This is a genomic window from Microvirga sp. jy35 (genome assembly GCF_056148915.1).
The window spans coordinates 39,807-54,703 of the sequence record NZ_JBWBEW010000022.1; the positions used below are offsets into that span (position 1 = coordinate 39,807).

The 14,897-nt window shown below is 65.5% G+C and carries 13 protein-coding genes; 11 read left to right on the forward strand and 2 right to left on the reverse strand.

Translation table 11 applies throughout. The features are described 5' to 3' along the window. Positions 1-38: 38 nt before the first annotated feature. From AC0QTX_RS16645 to AC0QTX_RS16670, 6 genes are all read left to right on the forward strand, one after another. Positions 39-1,247, forward strand: a complete 1,209-nt coding sequence (locus AC0QTX_RS16645) for an acetyl-CoA C-acetyltransferase (RefSeq protein ID WP_474604929.1) — start codon at positions 39-41, stop codon at positions 1,245-1,247. Positions 1,248-1,392: 145 nt separating this feature from the next. Beyond that, a complete protein-coding gene (locus AC0QTX_RS16650) occupies positions 1,393-3,600 on the forward strand; it encodes an FAD-dependent oxidoreductase (protein WP_474604930.1) in 2,208 nt (735 codons plus the stop codon). Between the two features lie 48 nt (positions 3,601-3,648). Further along, complete coding sequence (locus AC0QTX_RS16655) at positions 3,649-4,158, forward strand: DinB family protein (protein WP_474604931.1); 510 nt, start codon at positions 3,649-3,651, stop codon at positions 4,156-4,158. Further along, the gene (locus AC0QTX_RS16660) at positions 4,155-4,703 is read left to right on the forward strand and encodes an acyl-CoA thioesterase (RefSeq protein ID WP_474604932.1); all 549 of its coding nucleotides are present in this window, start codon (positions 4,155-4,157) and stop codon (positions 4,701-4,703) included. The genes AC0QTX_RS16655 and AC0QTX_RS16660 overlap by 4 nt, the downstream gene beginning before the upstream one ends. Positions 4,704-4,755: 52 nt before the next feature. Continuing rightward, entirely contained in the window at positions 4,756-5,379 is a 624-nt protein-coding gene (locus AC0QTX_RS16665) for a DsbA family protein (protein WP_474604933.1), read from the forward strand. Between the two features lie 7 nt (positions 5,380-5,386). Continuing rightward, positions 5,387-6,085: an aspartate/glutamate racemase family protein gene (locus AC0QTX_RS16670; RefSeq protein WP_474604934.1), complete on the forward strand. Its 699-nt coding sequence runs from the start codon at positions 5,387-5,389 to the stop codon at positions 6,083-6,085. Positions 6,086-6,191: 106 nt separating this feature from the next. Here AC0QTX_RS16670 and AC0QTX_RS16675 read toward each other — a convergent pair whose 3' ends face one another. Together AC0QTX_RS16675 and AC0QTX_RS16680 are read right to left on the reverse strand one after the other, a co-directional pair. Further along, positions 6,192-9,701, reverse strand: coding sequence for a PAS domain-containing hybrid sensor histidine kinase/response regulator (locus tag AC0QTX_RS16675; protein WP_474604935.1), 3,510 nt, complete (start codon positions 9,699-9,701; stop codon positions 6,192-6,194). A gap of 80 nt (positions 9,702-9,781) precedes the next feature. Beyond that, a complete protein-coding gene (locus tag AC0QTX_RS16680; RefSeq protein ID WP_474604936.1) occupies positions 9,782-10,696 on the reverse strand; it encodes a LysR family transcriptional regulator in 915 nt (304 codons plus the stop codon). Between the two features lie 101 nt (positions 10,697-10,797). Between AC0QTX_RS16680 and AC0QTX_RS16685 the strand changes: the two genes are divergently transcribed. The 5 genes from AC0QTX_RS16685 to AC0QTX_RS16705 all read left to right on the forward strand — a co-directional run bounded on the left by AC0QTX_RS16685 (position 10,798) and on the right by AC0QTX_RS16705 (position 14,895). After that, on the forward strand, positions 10,798-11,232 hold the full coding sequence (locus tag AC0QTX_RS16685; RefSeq protein ID WP_474604937.1) for a DoxX family protein: 435 nt from the start codon (positions 10,798-10,800) through the stop codon (positions 11,230-11,232). An 11-nt stretch (positions 11,233-11,243) separates the two neighbouring features. Then, positions 11,244-11,771: a VOC family protein gene (locus AC0QTX_RS16690; RefSeq protein WP_474604938.1), complete on the forward strand. Its 528-nt coding sequence runs from the start codon at positions 11,244-11,246 to the stop codon at positions 11,769-11,771. A gap of 58 nt (positions 11,772-11,829) precedes the next feature. Further along, on the forward strand, positions 11,830-12,264 hold the full coding sequence (gene mscL, locus AC0QTX_RS16695; protein WP_474604939.1) for a large conductance mechanosensitive channel protein MscL: 435 nt from the start codon (positions 11,830-11,832) through the stop codon (positions 12,262-12,264). Between the two features lie 115 nt (positions 12,265-12,379). Next, complete coding sequence (locus tag AC0QTX_RS16700; RefSeq protein WP_474604940.1) at positions 12,380-13,582, forward strand: pyridoxal phosphate-dependent aminotransferase; 1,203 nt, start codon at positions 12,380-12,382, stop codon at positions 13,580-13,582. Between the two features lie 248 nt (positions 13,583-13,830). Next, a complete protein-coding gene (locus tag AC0QTX_RS16705) occupies positions 13,831-14,895 on the forward strand; it encodes an AbrB family transcriptional regulator (RefSeq protein WP_474604941.1) in 1,065 nt (354 codons plus the stop codon). The last annotated feature ends 2 nt before the right edge of the window (positions 14,896-14,897 follow it).

The following is a 14,897-nucleotide window of genomic DNA, read 5'->3' on the forward strand; positions in this document are numbered from 1 at the left end:
TTCAGCGTCCGGGATGACAGCACGACCAGGAGGCCTCCATGGCTGAAGCCTATATCTACGATGCCGTTCGCACCCCGCGCGGGCGCGGCAAGCCGGATGGTTCGCTGCACGAGGTTCCGGCGGTGGACCTCGCCGTCACGACCCTCGACGCGATCCGCCGCCGCAACGATCTCGATCCCAAGCTGGTGGAGGACGTGGTGCTCGGCTGCGTCGACCCGGTGGGCGAGGCGGGCGGCGACATCGCGCGCGCGGCGGCCCTGAAGGCAGGCTTCGGCAAGGAGGTGCCCGGCGTCCAGATCAACCGCTTCTGCGCCTCGGGCCTCGATGCGGTGGCGCTCGCCGCCGCGCAGGTCATGTCGGGCATGAAGGACATCACCATCGGCGGCGGCGTGGAGTCCATGAGCCGCATCGGCATGGGCGCGTCGGGCGGCGCATGGCCGGTCGATCCCGGCATCGCCATCGACAACTACTTCCTGCCGCAGGGCATCTCGGCGGATCTCATCGCTACGAAATACGGCTTCTCGCGCGACGATGTGGACGCCTATGCGGTCGAGTCGCAGAAGCGCGCCGCGAAGGCCTGGGACGAGGGACGCTTTTCCAAGTCGGTCGTGCCGGTGAAGGACATCAACGGCCTCACCATCCTTAACCGTGACGAGCACATGCGGCCGCAGACCGACATGCAGTCGCTCGGCCAGCTCAAGGCCGCCTTCGTGCAGATGGGCGAGATGGGCGGCTTCGATGCCGTGGCGATCGCCGCGCACCCGGACGTGGAGTTCGTCAACCACGTCCATCACGCGGGCAACTCCTCGGGCATTGTCGATGGCGCCGCCGCCGTGCTCGTCGGCAACAGGGAGGGCGGCGAGAAGGCCGGCTTGAAGCCCCGCGCGCGCATCAAGGGCTTCGCGTCCATCGGGTCCGATCTCGCCCTCATGCTCACCGGCCCCATCGACGTGTCGGAACTGGCCCTGCGCAAGGCCGGCATGACGAAGGATGACATCGACCTCTTCGAGATCAACGAGGCCTTCTCGTCCGTGGTGCTGCGCTACATCCAGGCCATGGACCTCGATCCCGCGAAGGTCAACGTGAACGGCGGCGCCATCGCCATGGGCCATCCGCTCGGCGCCACCGGCGCCATGATCCTCGGCACGGTGCTCGACGAACTGGAGCGCACGAACAAGCAGACGGCTCTCGTGACGCTGTGCGTCGCCGCCGGCATGGGCACGGCCGCGATCATCGAGCGGGTTTGAGTTTAGCCCTCCCCCTTGCGGGGAGGGTGGCCCGAAGGGGTCGGGTGGGGGTCGTGCAGGATCGAGCGCCCCGGTGCCTTCTGCACCACCCCCACCCCCGACCCCTCCCCGCAAGGGGGAGGGGAGAAGGATCTGGGAGGACACCATGACGAACTTCACCAATTTCCGCTTCGAAACCGATGCCGACGGCATCGCGCTCGCCACCTGGGACATGCCCGGCCGCTCCATGAACGTGATTACGCCCGAGGTGATGGGCGAACTGGAGCGGATCATCGAGACGGTTGCCGCGGACGAGGCCATCAAGGGCTGCGTCATCACCTCCGGCAAGGAAGCCTTCTCGGGCGGCGCGGACCTCACCATGCTCCAGGGGCTCGGCGCGGAATATGCGCGCCTTGCCAAGGAGAAGGGCGAAGAGGCTGCCATGCAGTTCTTCTTCGACGAGTCGCGCAAGCTCTCGCTGCTCTATCGCCGCCTCGAGACCTGCGGCAAGCCGTTCGCGGCGGCCGTGCACGGCGTGTGCCTCGGCGGCGCCTTCGAACTGGCGCTCTCCTGTCATTTCCGCGTTCTGTCGGATGTGGATTCCACCCGCGTCGGTCTCCCGGAGGTGAAGGTGGGGCTCTTCCCCGGCGCCGGCGGCACGCAGCGCGTGGCGCGCCTCATGCAGACGGGCGATGCCCTGCAGATGCTGTTCAAGGGCGAGCAGATCCGCCCCCTGATGGCGCGCAACATGGGCCTCGTCCACGCCGTCGCGCCGCGTGATGGAATCGTCCAGGCGGCAAAAGACTGGATCAAGAGCGGCGGATCGGCCGTCGCGCCGTGGGACCAGAAGGGCTTCAAGCTGCCTTCCAACAAGGTCTTCTCCGCCGCCGGCATGCAGATCTGGCCGCCGGCGAACGCCATCTACCGCCGTGAGACGCAGGACAATTACCCGGCGATCCGGGCGATTCTCGAATCCGTCTACCAGGGTCTCCAGCTGCCGATGGATCTCGCCTTGAAGGTGGAGTCGCGCTGGTTCGCCAAGATCCTGCGCTCGAAGGAGGCGGCGGCAATGATCCGCACGCTCTTCATCTCCATGCAGGATCTCAACAAGGGCGCGCGTAGGCCTAAGGACGTGCCGCCGACAACCCTGAAGAAGGTCGGCGTCATCGGCGCGGGCTTCATGGGCGCGAGCGTGGCCTACGTCACGGCCAATGCGGGTCTCGAGGTCGTTCTCATCGACCGCGATGTGGAAGCCGCCGAAAAGGGCAAGGCGCATTCGCACAAGCTCATGTCCGACCAGGTCATGAAGGGACGCGCCAAGACGGCGGACCGCCATGCACTGCTCGCCCGGATCACCCCGTCGGCCGACTACGACGACCTGAAGGACTGCGATCTCGTCATCGAGGCTGTGTTCGAGGATCCCAAGGTGAAGGCCGAGGTGATCCGACAAGTCGAGGCCGCGATCCGTCCCGATTGCATCTTCGCCTCCAACACATCGACCCTGCCGATCACGGGGCTTGCCAAGCAATCGAAGAATGCTGGGCAGTTCATCGGCATCCATTTCTTCTCGCCGGTCGAGAAGATGATGCTGGTGGAGATCATCATGGGCAAGGAGACGGGCGACAAGGCGCTCGCCACGGCGCTCGACTACGTGCGCCTGATCAAGAAGACGCCGATCGTCGTCAACGACTCGCGCGGGTTCTTCGCCAATCGCTGCGTGCTCGCCTACATCCTCGAAGGCCACCTCATGCTCACCGAGGGCGTGCCGGCCACGATGATCGAGCAGGCCGGCAAGCAGGCGGGCATGCCCGTCGGGCCGCTCTCGCTCAACGATGAGGTGGGCGTCGATCTCGGCCTCAAGATCCTGCGCGCCACCAAGGCGCAGCTGGGCGATGCCGCGATCATTCCGGAGCAGGAAGAACTGCTCACCACGCTCGTGGAGAAGGAAGGTCGCTTTGGGCGCAAGAACCGCAAAGGCTTCTACGATTATCCGGAAGGCGGACAGAAGCGGCTCTGGCCCGGCCTGAAGGACCTGCAGGTGAATCCGGCGGCGGCCGAACTCATCGACATGGACCAGTTGAAGCAGCGCCTCCTGGTCACGCAGGCGCTGGAGGCAGCCCGTACTGTGGAAGAAGGCGTCGTGACCGATCCGCGCGAGGCGGATGTGGGCTCGATCCTCGGCTTCGGCTTCGCGCCCTATACGGGCGGTGCGTTGTCCTATATCGACTTCATGGGGGCTAAAGCCTTCGTGGAATTGTGCCAGAATCTGCAGGAGAAGCACGGCGACCGCTTCGTGCCGCCGAAGCTTCTCCTCGACATGGCATCCAGCGGCGAGACCTTCTACGGGCGCGCCGCGGCGAAGAAGGCGGCGTAAGCCGCCTCAACCCTCCCCCGCAGAGGGGAGAGGGAAAAGGATGTTCCCATGAAACAGCACTTTGCCATGATGGCGGGCTACAATGCCTGGTGCAACGAGCGCGTCTACGATGCCGCCGCGCAATTGCCGGATTCTGATTATCGCGCCGATCGTGGAGCGTTCTTCAAGTCGGTTCACGGCACCCTCAACCACCTCCTCGTCGCCGACCGCATCTGGATGCGGCGGTTCACGGGGGAAGGAGAGGCGCCGAACCGCCTTGATGCCATTCTCTTCGAGAACTTTACCGAGCTGCGTGCCGCGCGGAAGCAGGAGGACGAGCGGATCGTCTCCTATGTCGACCACCTGTCTGACACTGACCTCGCAGGGCGCTTCCGTTATCGGACGATCGTCAACCCCGCCGATGTCGAGCAGCCTCTGGGGCCGGCGCTGATCCACTTCTTCAACCATCAGACCCACCACCGCGGGCAGGTCCATTGCCTGCTGACGGGCTTCGGCCTCGACGCGCCGTCTCTCGATCTCGTCTTGTTCCAGCGTCAGACCGGGATGGGCCGGGCATGAATCTCTGGCTGCGCCTGCTGCACCTGATCATCGCCTCCTTCGTCCGGCCCAAGCTCGATGCGGTGCGGGACGTGTCGCGCCTGGATTTCCGGGTCTGGCCGCATGATCTCGATACCTCTCTGCACCTGAACAACGGGCGCTACTGGACGCTGATGGATCTCGGGCGCACCGACATCATGATAAGGTCCGGTCTGTGGCGGCCCATCCTCAAGCATGGGTGGGTGCCCGTGGTGGGCGCCGGGCAGATCCGGTTCCGGCGGGAGCTCCGGCCGTTTCGCACCTTCACTCTCGAGACCCGCATCCTCACCTGGTCCGACACTCATGTGGTGATGGAGCACAGGCTGGTCTCCCGGTCCAAGGATGGCAGCACGATTCTCAATGCCATCGCCCTGGTCAGGGCAGGGCTCTACGACCGCAAGGAGCGAAGCTTCGTGTCGATGGGACGGCTGCTGAAGGAGATCGGCCTTCAGGCAGAGGCACCGCTGGCGGCGCCGGAGGTCGAGGCTTTCCTCCTGGCGGAAGAGACGTTGAAGAGCGCGGCCTGATGGTTCAAGCTGGGGCATCGCCGCTCCGGCCCATCAATCGCGAATCGGACGCATGCCCCGCATCATCGACTATTACTTCTCCCTCGTGAGCCCCTGGGCCTATATCGGCCACGCGCCCTTCATGGACATCGTCCAGAGGCATGGGGTCGAGGTCAACTACAAGCCGGTCTTCCTGGGCCGCGTCTTCGCCGAAACCGGGGGTCTGCCGCTGGCCCAGCGCCACCCGGCCCGGCAGCGGTACCGGATCCTGGAACTCCAGCGCTGGCGCGAGAAGCGCGGCCTGTCCTTCAACATCACCCCGAAGCATTGGCCTTTCGACGTGAACCTCGCCGATCGCTTCGTGATCGCCATCAATGCCACCGGAAGGAGCCCGGATGCGTTCCTGCGCCGGGCCTTCGCGGCGGTCTGGGAGGAGGAGCGCAACCTGGGCGATCCGCTCGTTCTCACGGAACTGGCGGAGCAGGCCGGTTTCGATTCGTCCACGCTGATGGATGTGGCCACCGGCAGCACAACCGAGGCCATCTATGCCCTGAATCTGGAGAACGCGGTCGCTGCCGACGTCTTCGGCTCCCCGGCCTACATACTCGACGGCGAGGTGTTCTGGGGCCAGGACAGGCTCGATCTTCTCGCCGACGCGCTGGCGAGCGGCCGCGGCCCTTACACATCGAACCTATAGATCATCCATGCAAACCATAGGTCTCATTGGCGGCATGAGCTGGGAAAGCTCGGCCGAGTATTACCGCGTCATCAATCAGGAGGCGAACCGGCGGCTCGGCGGCGTGCACTCGGCACAATGCCTGATGTGGTCCGTCGATTTCGAAGAGATCAAGCGGCTTCAGCACGAAGGCGACTGGGAGCGCTTGGCCGAGGCGATGAAGGAGGCGGCGCTCCGGCTGGAGCGCGGCGGGGCGGAATTCATCGTTCTGTGTACCAACACCATGCATCGCCTAGCCGATGCGGTCACAGCGGCCGTCGGTATCCCGCTGCTCCACATCGCCGATCCCACGGCCGAAAAGATCAAGGCCGCAGGCTTCACCCGCGTCGGCCTGCTCGGCACGGCCTTCACCATGGAGCAGGATTTCTACAAGGGCCGCCTGCAGCAGCGCCACGGCCTCGACGTCATGGTGCCGGACGAGGACGACCGCCGGATCGTCCATGAGATCATCTACAGGGAGCTCGTGCTCGGTCAGGTCAAGCCGGAATCCCGCCAGGCCTATCGCGCGATTATCGCCCGCCTGATCGAGCGCGGCGCCCAATGCGTCATTCTCGGCTGCACCGAGATCATGCTGCTGGTGAAGGATGAAGACAGTGCCGTGCCGCTGTTCGACACCACGACGATCCATGCGGTCGCGGCTGTGGATCGTGCGTTGAGGTCTGTTTAACACGTTCGTCATGGCCGGGCTTGTCCCGGCCATCCCGATGCGGAGAAGCGCTGCGCTCCACATGATCGAGATCACCGGCACACGGCCGGTGATGACATGAGGGTCTCTACTCCGCCGCCACCTTCGTGGCGCGCCACTGCGTCAACAATGCGCGGAGGGCTGCGGGCTTCAGCGGCTTGTTGAGGACGTGGATGTTCATCGCGGCCGCCGCATCCCGTACGGCAGGCGTGCGGTCGGCGGTAACGAGGAGGGCCGGCATGTCGACCTGGGTCTTCCAGCGCAGGGCCTTGATGACCTCGAGCCCGTCGGTTTCGTCCAGATGATAATCGGCGATGATGACCTCGGGCAGGCCCCTGCTCGTGCGCAGGGCCTGATGGGCGCTTTCCAGGTCGGAGGCCGTCCAGACCTCGCATCCCCATCCCGAGAGCAGAAGGCGCATGCCCTCCAGGATCGCCGGCTCGTTGTCGATGACGAGCACACGAAGGCCCGACAGCACGGTCGCAGGGGCCTTCGGCGGCTCGGGAACTGCGGCCGTTGCCGGAAGAGCGGCGACCACGGGCACTTCGACACGGAACACGGAGCCCCGTCCGACCTCCGAGTTCAGCGTGATCGGATGCTTCAGCACGCGGCCGATGCGCTCGACGATGGAAAGACCTAGCCCCAGACCCCGCGCAGCCTTCATCCCCTGGTCGAGGCGCTGGAATTCCCGGAAGACGACGCGCTGCTTGGACGCGGGAATGCCGAGACCCGTATCCCATACCTCGAGCGCGAGATGTCCGCCGCGCCGGCGGCTGCCGACGAGCACGCGTCCAGAGGGCGTGTACTTGATCGCGTTGGAGATCAGGTTCTGCAGCAAGCGCCGCATGAGACGCCGGTCCGAGCGAACCGTCAGGGAGGAGGGGATGAAGGTGAGCGTCAGGCCCTTATTCTTGGCGATCGGCTCGAACTCCCGCTGCAGCTGGCGGAACATTTCATCGATGCGGAAGCTCGACCATTGCGGCTTCATGGCGCCCGTGTCGAGTCGCGAGATGTCGAGAATGGCGGTGAGGATTTCCTCGACCGCATCGAGAGAGGCGTCGATGTTTTCGGCCAGCGTCACATCGCCTGCCTCGCGGTCCCGCTCCACGAGCGAAGTGGCATAAAGGCGGGCCGCGTTGAGCGGCTGCAGGATGTCGTGCGAGGCGGCGGCGAGGAAGCGCGTCTTGGAGATGTTGGCCTCATCAGCCTCGGCCTTGGCGTTCCTGAGGGCTTCGTTGAGGCGCGTGAGCTCCTCGGTTCTCTCGCGAACACGCTGCTCCAGGGTCTCGTTGGCGCGGCGGCTCGCTTCTTCGGCCAGAACGGTTTCGGTCACATCCGTGTAAGTGGTCACGTGGCCGCCGTCGGGCAGGAGGTTCGAGCGGATCTCGATCACCTTGCCCGAGGGATGGAGCTTAAGGCGCACAGGCTCCACATCGTGCCTGAAGGAGTGGAGGCGGGCCGCCACGAGATCCTCGATCTTGCCGGGGCCATAGGAGCCGCGCGATGCGTTGTACCGTACGATCTGCTCCATGCCGATCCCCACCTGCACGAAATTGGGCGGCATGTCGTAGAGGTCGAGAAAAGCCTGGTTCCAGGCGAGCAGCCGCAGGTCTCCGTCGATCACCGTGATGCCCTGCTTGGCGTAGTTGAGAGCGTGCTGGAGAAGGTCGCGGCTGTGCTGGATCGCGGCCGATGCATCGTCGAGGAGCTTGAGGGCCGCTTCCGTCGAGACGGTGCGGCGGCGCAGCAGCAGCGACAGGGCAAGACGGGAGGACGCGGTGCCGATGGCCGAGGCCAGAAGGTGCTCCGCGTAGCGCAGGAGGTGGATGTCCGCCTCGGCGCGCAGTTCCAGATTCTGTCCGCGGCTGTGGGCGAAGCCTTCGAAGGAGCGGGCCGTCCGCTCCTCGCCGAGATAGCGGGCGACGGTGGCGCGCAGCTCGCCGACGCTCACGCTGGCGCGGAACAGGCGGAAGCTCGGGGTGGCGGAAGCGGCAGCCTCGCCGAGGAAGACATTGGCCTGGATCTGCTCCATGGCCGTGACCGGCCGCCACAGGGAGAAGGCGATGTAGCTCAGGATGTTGAGCGTCAGGCTCCAGACGACCCCGTGTGTCAGCTGGGGCAGGTCGACCCCGAACAGGGAGGTGGGCTTGAGTGCCGTGATGCCGAAGGGGCCCGTGACCACCACGTCCGACCAGAACACCCCGTCCCAGACGAGGCTCGGCAGAAGGAGCGTGTAAGCCCAGGTGGTGAAGCCGACCACGAGGCCGACGCTGGCGCCCAGCGCCGTGCCGCGGGACCAGATGAGGCCCCCGAGGAAGGCCGGAGCGACCTGGGCGATGGCGGCAAAGGAGAGAAGGCCGATGGCTGCGAGCGCCGCGTCGCCTGAGGCGCGGTAATAGACATAGCCCAGCAGGATCACCACGACGATGGAGATGCGCCTCACGCCGATGACGAAGCTGCCGGGATCGATGCCCGCGAAAGCCCGCCGGCGCAGCACGATGGGCATCACCAGGTGGTTCGAGATCATCACGGCCACGGCAACGGAGTCGACGATGACCATGGCGGTTGCGGCCGAGAAGCCGCCGAGGAACGCGATCACGGCCAGGGTGCCGGCCTTGTCCATCAGGGGCAGGGCAAGCACCGTCATGTCCCGGTCGACAGCGCCCTCCGGGAACGTGGCAAGGCCTGCCAGCGCGACCGGAATGACGAAGAGATTGATGAGCAGGAGGTAGACCGGGAACAGCCAGGCGGCACGCTTCAGATCTGCGATGTCGTGGTTCTCGACCACCGTCACATGAAACTGGCGCGGCAGGAGAATGGTGGCGCAGGCCGAGAGCAGGATGAGGGTAATGTAGCTGCCGAAGCCGGACGTCAGACCCATCAGGTCGGAACTGGTGCCTTGCGCGTTGAGCCGTTCGAGGATGCCATCATAGCCGTCGAACATCACGAAGGTGATGTAGCCGCCGACGATGAGGAAGGCGATGAGCTTCACCAGCGACTCGAGCGAGATGGCGACTAGCAGGCCATTCTGGTGCGCGGTGGCATCGGTGTGTCGCGTGCCGAACGCGACGGCGAAGCCCGCCAGCACGAGGGCAACGACGAGGGCCAGATCGCCGAGGAACGGCAGCTGCGACAGGGATGCCCCGTCCGCATCGGACAGGAACACGTCGAGGGACGACGAGACGGCCTTGAGCTGCAGGGCGATGTAGGGAATCGAGCCCACGAGGGCAATCAGGCTGACGAGGGCCGCTACGCGCTCGCTCTTGCCGTAGCGGGCGGCCACGAAGTCGGCGATGGACGAGATGTTCTGGGTTTTTGCGATCCGCACGATCCGGGCGACTAGCGGGAACCCCAAACCGATCACCAGGATGGGGCCGATATAGATGGCAAGGAAGTCGAAGCCCGAGCGGCTGGCGAGCCCGACCGATCCGAAGAAGGTCCAGGAGGTGCAGTACACGGCGAGCGCGAGGGCCGCGATGGTGGAGCGGGCCGGCCCCTGAACGAAGCGCCGCCCCCAGTTGTCGCCCCAATAGGCAACGGTGAACAGGAAGCAGAGATAGACCAGTGCCGACAACACGACGGCCCAGGTGGCGACCATAGGCGTGAACCCTCGAAAACAGACGTCGATCAGCTTTAGCCCTTTAAGGGTGCGAAGGCCACTGCCGGCGCATCAGCCGGTCACAGGCCCCGGTCCCAAGCCGGCTCTGGTCCAAAGCGCTGCGCCAGGAACGCGATGAAGGCACGCACCTTCGCCGGAGCTTGGCGACCGGAGGGCAGGACCGCATGGATGCCCGGCTGGTAGGTCGGGTAGCCGCCGAGCACCGGCACGAGGCTCCCGTCGCGCAGGCTCTCGCCCACGATGAAGGTGGGCTGATAGATCAGCCCCTGTCCGGCGACGGCCGCCGCCAGCAGCGCATCGCCGTTGTTGGCGCGAAGATTCCCCTGAACCGGCACGATGATCTCGCCATCGGGGCCGAAGGTCCAGCGGTTCGCCCCGATGGCGCTCGGCAAGGTGTAGCCGAGGCAGTTGTGGTGAACCAGATCGTCCAGGGCTTCCGGCGTGCCGCGCTCCTTCAGGTATGAGGGAGCGGCGCAGACGACGGTGCGGCAGGGGGCAAGGCGCCGGGCGACAAGGCTCGAATCCTTCAGCCGCCCGATCCGGACAGCCAGGTCCCACCCCTCCTCGATCAGGTCCACATAGCGATCGGCGAGGCCGAGATCGAAGGATACGGCCGGGTGGAGGCGGTTGAACTCGGGCAGGGCGGGAGCGATGTGCCGGATCCCGAAGGTGAGGGGCACATTGAGCCGCAACGTCCCCCGCGGCTCGATCCGGTCGAGGCTGGCGGAGGCCTCCGCCTCCTCGATCTCGGCCAGGATGCGCTCGCAGGCCGTAAGATAGCTCCGCCCGCCCTCGGTCAGCACGAGCCTGCGGGTGGAGCGGTTCAGCAGCTTGACCCCGAGCCTCTCCTCGAGGGCACTCACATGCTTCGTCACCATGGTCTGCGAAAGGTTGAGCGCCCGCGCGGCCGCGGAGAAGCTGCCGAGAGCCGCCACGCGAACGAAGACCTGCATGCTGGTGACGCGGTCGAGCATGGGATAGCCTCACTCTACGGGTGTGAACTGATATTCCAGGATCAAGATTATCATGCCTCTGGTTTGAAATCATATGAAGGCCGCACCCTGGAGAATCTTCGATGATCGATACCCGTACAGCCCCCTATGCCGCCCTGATCCTGCGCATCACCCTCGGGGTCCTGTTCCTGGCCCATGCCGGCTTGAAGCTCTTCGTGTTCACGCCTGCCGGCGCCGCCCAGTTCTTCGGCAGCCTCGGCCTGCCGCCGGCTCTCGCCTATTTGACCATCGCGGCCGAAGTGGCCGGCGGCTTTGCCCTGATCCTCGGCCTCTTCACCCGCTGGGTGTCGCTGGCCCTGATCCCGATCCTGCTCGGCGCCATCGTGTTCGTGCATGGCTCGGCTGGCTTCTTCTTCAGCAACCCGAACGGCGGCTGGGAATTCCTCGCCTTCTGGATCGCGGCCCTCGCAGCTCAGGCTCTGCTCGGCAATGGCGCATTTGCCCTTCAGGCCGGATCGGCCAAGGGTGCTCCCGCGTTGTCCACACGGTCTGCTTGAGAGGCGAAGCCATGTTGAAGACCACTTCCCATGATGCCACCGGACAGCCGGTGGCGCGGCCCATCGATCCTGGCGTCAGGATCGGCCATGTGCATCTCAAGGTGGCGGATCTCGAGCGCTCGCTTGCCTTCTATTGCGGCGTGCTCGGGTTTGAGCTGATGCAGCGCTACGGCACCCAGGCCGCCTTCGTGTCGGCCGGGGGCTATCACCACCACATCGGCCTCAACACCTGGGAGAGTAAAGGAGGCTCCCCGCCGACTCCCGGCACCACGGGGCTCTATCACGTGGCGATTCTCTACCCCACGCGGGCGGCGCTCGGCGACGCTCTGTACCGCCTCGCGGAGGCCGGCATCCCGCTGCAGGGGGCGAGCGATCACGGGGTGAGCGAGGCGCTGTACCTGAGCGATCCCGACGGCAACGGCATCGAGCTCTATGTGGATCGCCCTCAGGACCAGTGGCCGAGAACGCCCGACGGCGAACTCCAGATGGTCACGCAGCGGCTCGACCTGCAGGATCTGCTCGCCAGCCGGGAGGCTTGACGAAATTCTCAACTCGGGCAGCCTGAAGCTTGGCAGACAAGCAGCAGGAGGTCCGGCCATGTGGAACGAGTTCAAGCAGTTTGCGCTTCGCGGCAACGTGGTCGATCTGGCCATCGGCATCATCATCGGTGCCGCCTTCAGCAAGATCGTGGATTCGCTGGTCGGCGACATCTTCATGCCTGTCATCGGGGCCGTCACCGGCGGTCTCGACTTCACAAACTACTTCACGCCCCTGTCGGAGGCCGTCACGGCGCCGGCTCTGGCGGAGGCCAAGAACCAGGGGGCCGTGCTCGCCTGGGGCAGCTTCATCACGGCCGCCATCAACTTCCTCATCATCGCCTGGATCCTGTTCCTCCTGGTCAAGGGCATGAACCGCCTGCGCCGCAAGGAGGATGCCAAGACCGGCACGGCCGACAAGCCTGCGGAACTTCCCGCCGACGTGAAGCTGCTGACGGAAATCCGCGACCTGATGAAGACAGGGCGGACGCTCTGAATCATCACCGGTTTCGATCGGATCGTTCGTCTTTTGTCATGCGACGCATTCGAGGCTTGCCTTGAGGGGCCGAACGGGCCATCCCTGTTCGCCGGCTTCTCAAGGAAACCCTCCCATGAATGCGTCCGTCTCGATGCCGTCCGTTTTCAACCTGCGCCCCGAGGCGGAGCAGGCGCCGACAAGCGGCATCGTCGACGTGTTCAGCTACGGCCGCCTGAAGTCCGGCATCATTCCGCTCTGGGTGGGCGAGGGCGATCTGCCGACGCCGCCCTTCATCTGCGAGGCGGCGGCGCAATCCCTCGCGAAGGGCGAGACCTTCTACACCTACCAGCGCGGCATTCCTGAGCTGCGCCAAGCCATTGCGCGCTACCACGAGCAGGTCTACCGCAAGGCTTTCGACCCTGAGCGCTTCTTCGTCACCTCCGGCGGCATGCCGGCCATGCAGCTTGCCTTCCGCATGCTCGCGGGCAACGGCGACGAGGTGCTGGTCCCCACGCCCGCATGGCCGAACTTTGCCGGCGCCATCACCATCGCCGGGGCGCGTCCCGTGCCCGTGCCGATGGCCATCGACAGCAAGGGCTGGCACCTCGATTTCGAGCGTCTCGAGAAGGCGATCACGCCGCGCACCAGGGTACTCGTCGTCAATTCGCCGTCGAACCCCACGGGCTGGGTCGCAAGCCACGACGACCTGCGCGCGGCGCTCGATCTCGCCCGCCGTCACGGCCTCTGGATTGTGGCGGACGAGATCTACAGCCGCTTCATCCACGATCCGGCTCTGACAATCGACGGACGCTCGCCGTCCTTCCGGGATCTGATGGAGCCCGAGGACAAGATCCTCTTCGTCCAGACCTTTTCCAAGAACTGGGCCATGACAGGCTGGCGGCTCGGCTGGCTGGAGGCTCCGCCTGCCCTCGGCCAGGTCATCGAAAATCTGATTCAGTATCAGACCTCGGGTACGCCGACCTTCATCCAGCGTGCGGGCGTGGCGGCCATCGAGCAGGGCGAGAGCTTCCTGGCCGATCAGATCGTTCGCGCCCGGCGTGGCCGGGAGATCGTCGCGCGGCTTTCTGAGACCGGTCTCGTCGAACTGCCGCCGCCGAGCGGCGCGTTCTACGCCTTCCTGAAGATCAAAGGCGCCACCAGCTCCAAGGACATCGCTTTCCGCCTCATCGACGAGGCGAATGTGGGCTTGGCGCCGGGCTCGGCCTTCGGCGATGCGGGCGAGGGATATCTGCGCCTGTGCTACCTGCGCAAGCCCGAGGATGTGGAAGAGGCCGTCCGCCGCATCGGCGAAGCGCTGCCGCGGCTCGTGGGCTAAAGCATCGGACCCAAAAGTCGATTTGCACTTTTGGGACCCATCCGATGCTTCTTCCATAAGTGAGAGCAACGTTCTTGCGGAAGGCGGGTCCTCTTTTCGCTGACGCGGCCCTTCGGGTCCGCACGATGCTCTAAGGCCCGCACGCTTTCCTGCACCATCGTCTTCGAACATGGCCTGTGCATCGACAGGCGCTGAACGCATGGCCTGTGCACGCCATCGGCATTTGACGGCAGGGGAAAGGGCGTCCATTGACCAGAACCGTGATGCGTCTCGTCCTTGCCCATCTCGCCCAGGTTCTGGTTGCGGCTCTCGGCGGCCTTGTCTTTCATTGGCTCGGCGTCCCGGCCGCGTGGCTGTCGGGGGCTGCCGTCGCAGCTGCCCTGTGGGGACTGACCGGCTGGGCCGTGCCCATGCCCCGTGCCCTGGCCGACGCCGCCATGATGATTTCAGGCGCCGCCATGGGCGCGGCCGTGACGCCTGCCGCCATCTCGGCCATGGGGCGCTATCCCGGCAGCCTGATCGTGCTGGTGATCGCGGTTTTTGCGATCTCCTATGCCTCCTCCTTCTGGCTCGTTCGCGTCTCCGGCTGGCGCAGGCTCGATGCCCTGCTGGCCTCCGCGCCGGGAGCGCTCTCGACGGTCATTGCCGTGGCGATCGACCGGAAGGCGGACGTCGCTTCCATCGCCATCGCGCAGAACCTTCGGCTCTTCGTCCTGATTGCGCTCCTCCCGAGCATCGTGGTCTTCATCGGTGGCGTCGAACACTCGAACGCACTGGTCGGGGAGGGGCTCCCGATCCAGAGCCCGAGAGGCATGGCCGTCATTCTCCTGGGAGGTCTCGTCCTCGGCGCCGTCTTCAAACAGCTGAAGGTGGCGGCTCCGGTCCTCTTGGGCGCGACGATCATGAGTTCGGTGAGCCACGGCACCGGGTTCGTGACCGGGGTCGTTCCTCCGGTCATCGCAACGGGCGGTCTCCTGCTGATCGGCCTCTTCATCGCCGAACGGTTCCGCAACATCCAGCGCTCGACCTTAAAGAAGTCCCTCCTGGCGGCGCTCGGCTCCTTCGCCGTCGCCATGGTGGTCGCGACGATCTTCGCAGGCCTGGCCGCCTGGCTGGCAGGCGTGAGCTTCGCCAACAGCCTGATCGCCTTCGCGCCGGGCGGGCTCGAAGCCATGACCGTGCTCGCCCTCGTCCTCGGGCTCGATCCGCTCTATGTGGGCATCCACCACCTCGTCCGGTTCCTCGGCATCGGCCTGGTGCTGCCGTTCCTGATCGGCTGGCTGCAGCGGGACAAGGCCGCGGCTGCGGAATAAGA

Bases quoted from the DNA above. Each gene is read 5' to 3' on its own strand.
- AC0QTX_RS16670 (WP_474604934.1), top strand. From the start codon at position 5,387: ATGCAAACCATAGGTCTCATTGGCGGCATGAGCTGGGAAAGCTCGGCC.
- AC0QTX_RS16655 (WP_474604931.1), top strand. From the start codon at position 3,649: ATGAAACAGCACTTTGCCATGATGGCGGGCTACAATGCCTGGTGCAAC.
- AC0QTX_RS16700 (WP_474604940.1), top strand. From the start codon at position 12,380: ATGAATGCGTCCGTCTCGATGCCGTCCGTTTTCAACCTGCGCCCCGAG.
- AC0QTX_RS16645 (WP_474604929.1), top strand. From the start codon at position 39: ATGGCTGAAGCCTATATCTACGATGCCGTTCGCACCCCGCGCGGGCGC.
- AC0QTX_RS16680 (WP_474604936.1), bottom strand. From the start codon at position 10,696: ATGCTCGACCGCGTCACCAGCATGCAGGTCTTCGTTCGCGTGGCGGCT.
- AC0QTX_RS16675 (WP_474604935.1), bottom strand. From the start codon at position 9,701: ATGGTCGCCACCTGGGCCGTCGTGTTGTCGGCACTGGTCTATCTCTGC.
- AC0QTX_RS16650 (WP_474604930.1), top strand. From the start codon at position 1,393: ATGACGAACTTCACCAATTTCCGCTTCGAAACCGATGCCGACGGCATC.
- AC0QTX_RS16690 (WP_474604938.1), top strand. From the start codon at position 11,244: ATGTTGAAGACCACTTCCCATGATGCCACCGGACAGCCGGTGGCGCGG.
- AC0QTX_RS16660 (WP_474604932.1), top strand. From the start codon at position 4,155: ATGAATCTCTGGCTGCGCCTGCTGCACCTGATCATCGCCTCCTTCGTC.
- mscL (WP_474604939.1), top strand. From the start codon at position 11,830: ATGTGGAACGAGTTCAAGCAGTTTGCGCTTCGCGGCAACGTGGTCGAT.
- AC0QTX_RS16685 (WP_474604937.1), top strand. From the start codon at position 10,798: ATGATCGATACCCGTACAGCCCCCTATGCCGCCCTGATCCTGCGCATC.
- AC0QTX_RS16665 (WP_474604933.1), top strand. From the start codon at position 4,756: ATGCCCCGCATCATCGACTATTACTTCTCCCTCGTGAGCCCCTGGGCC.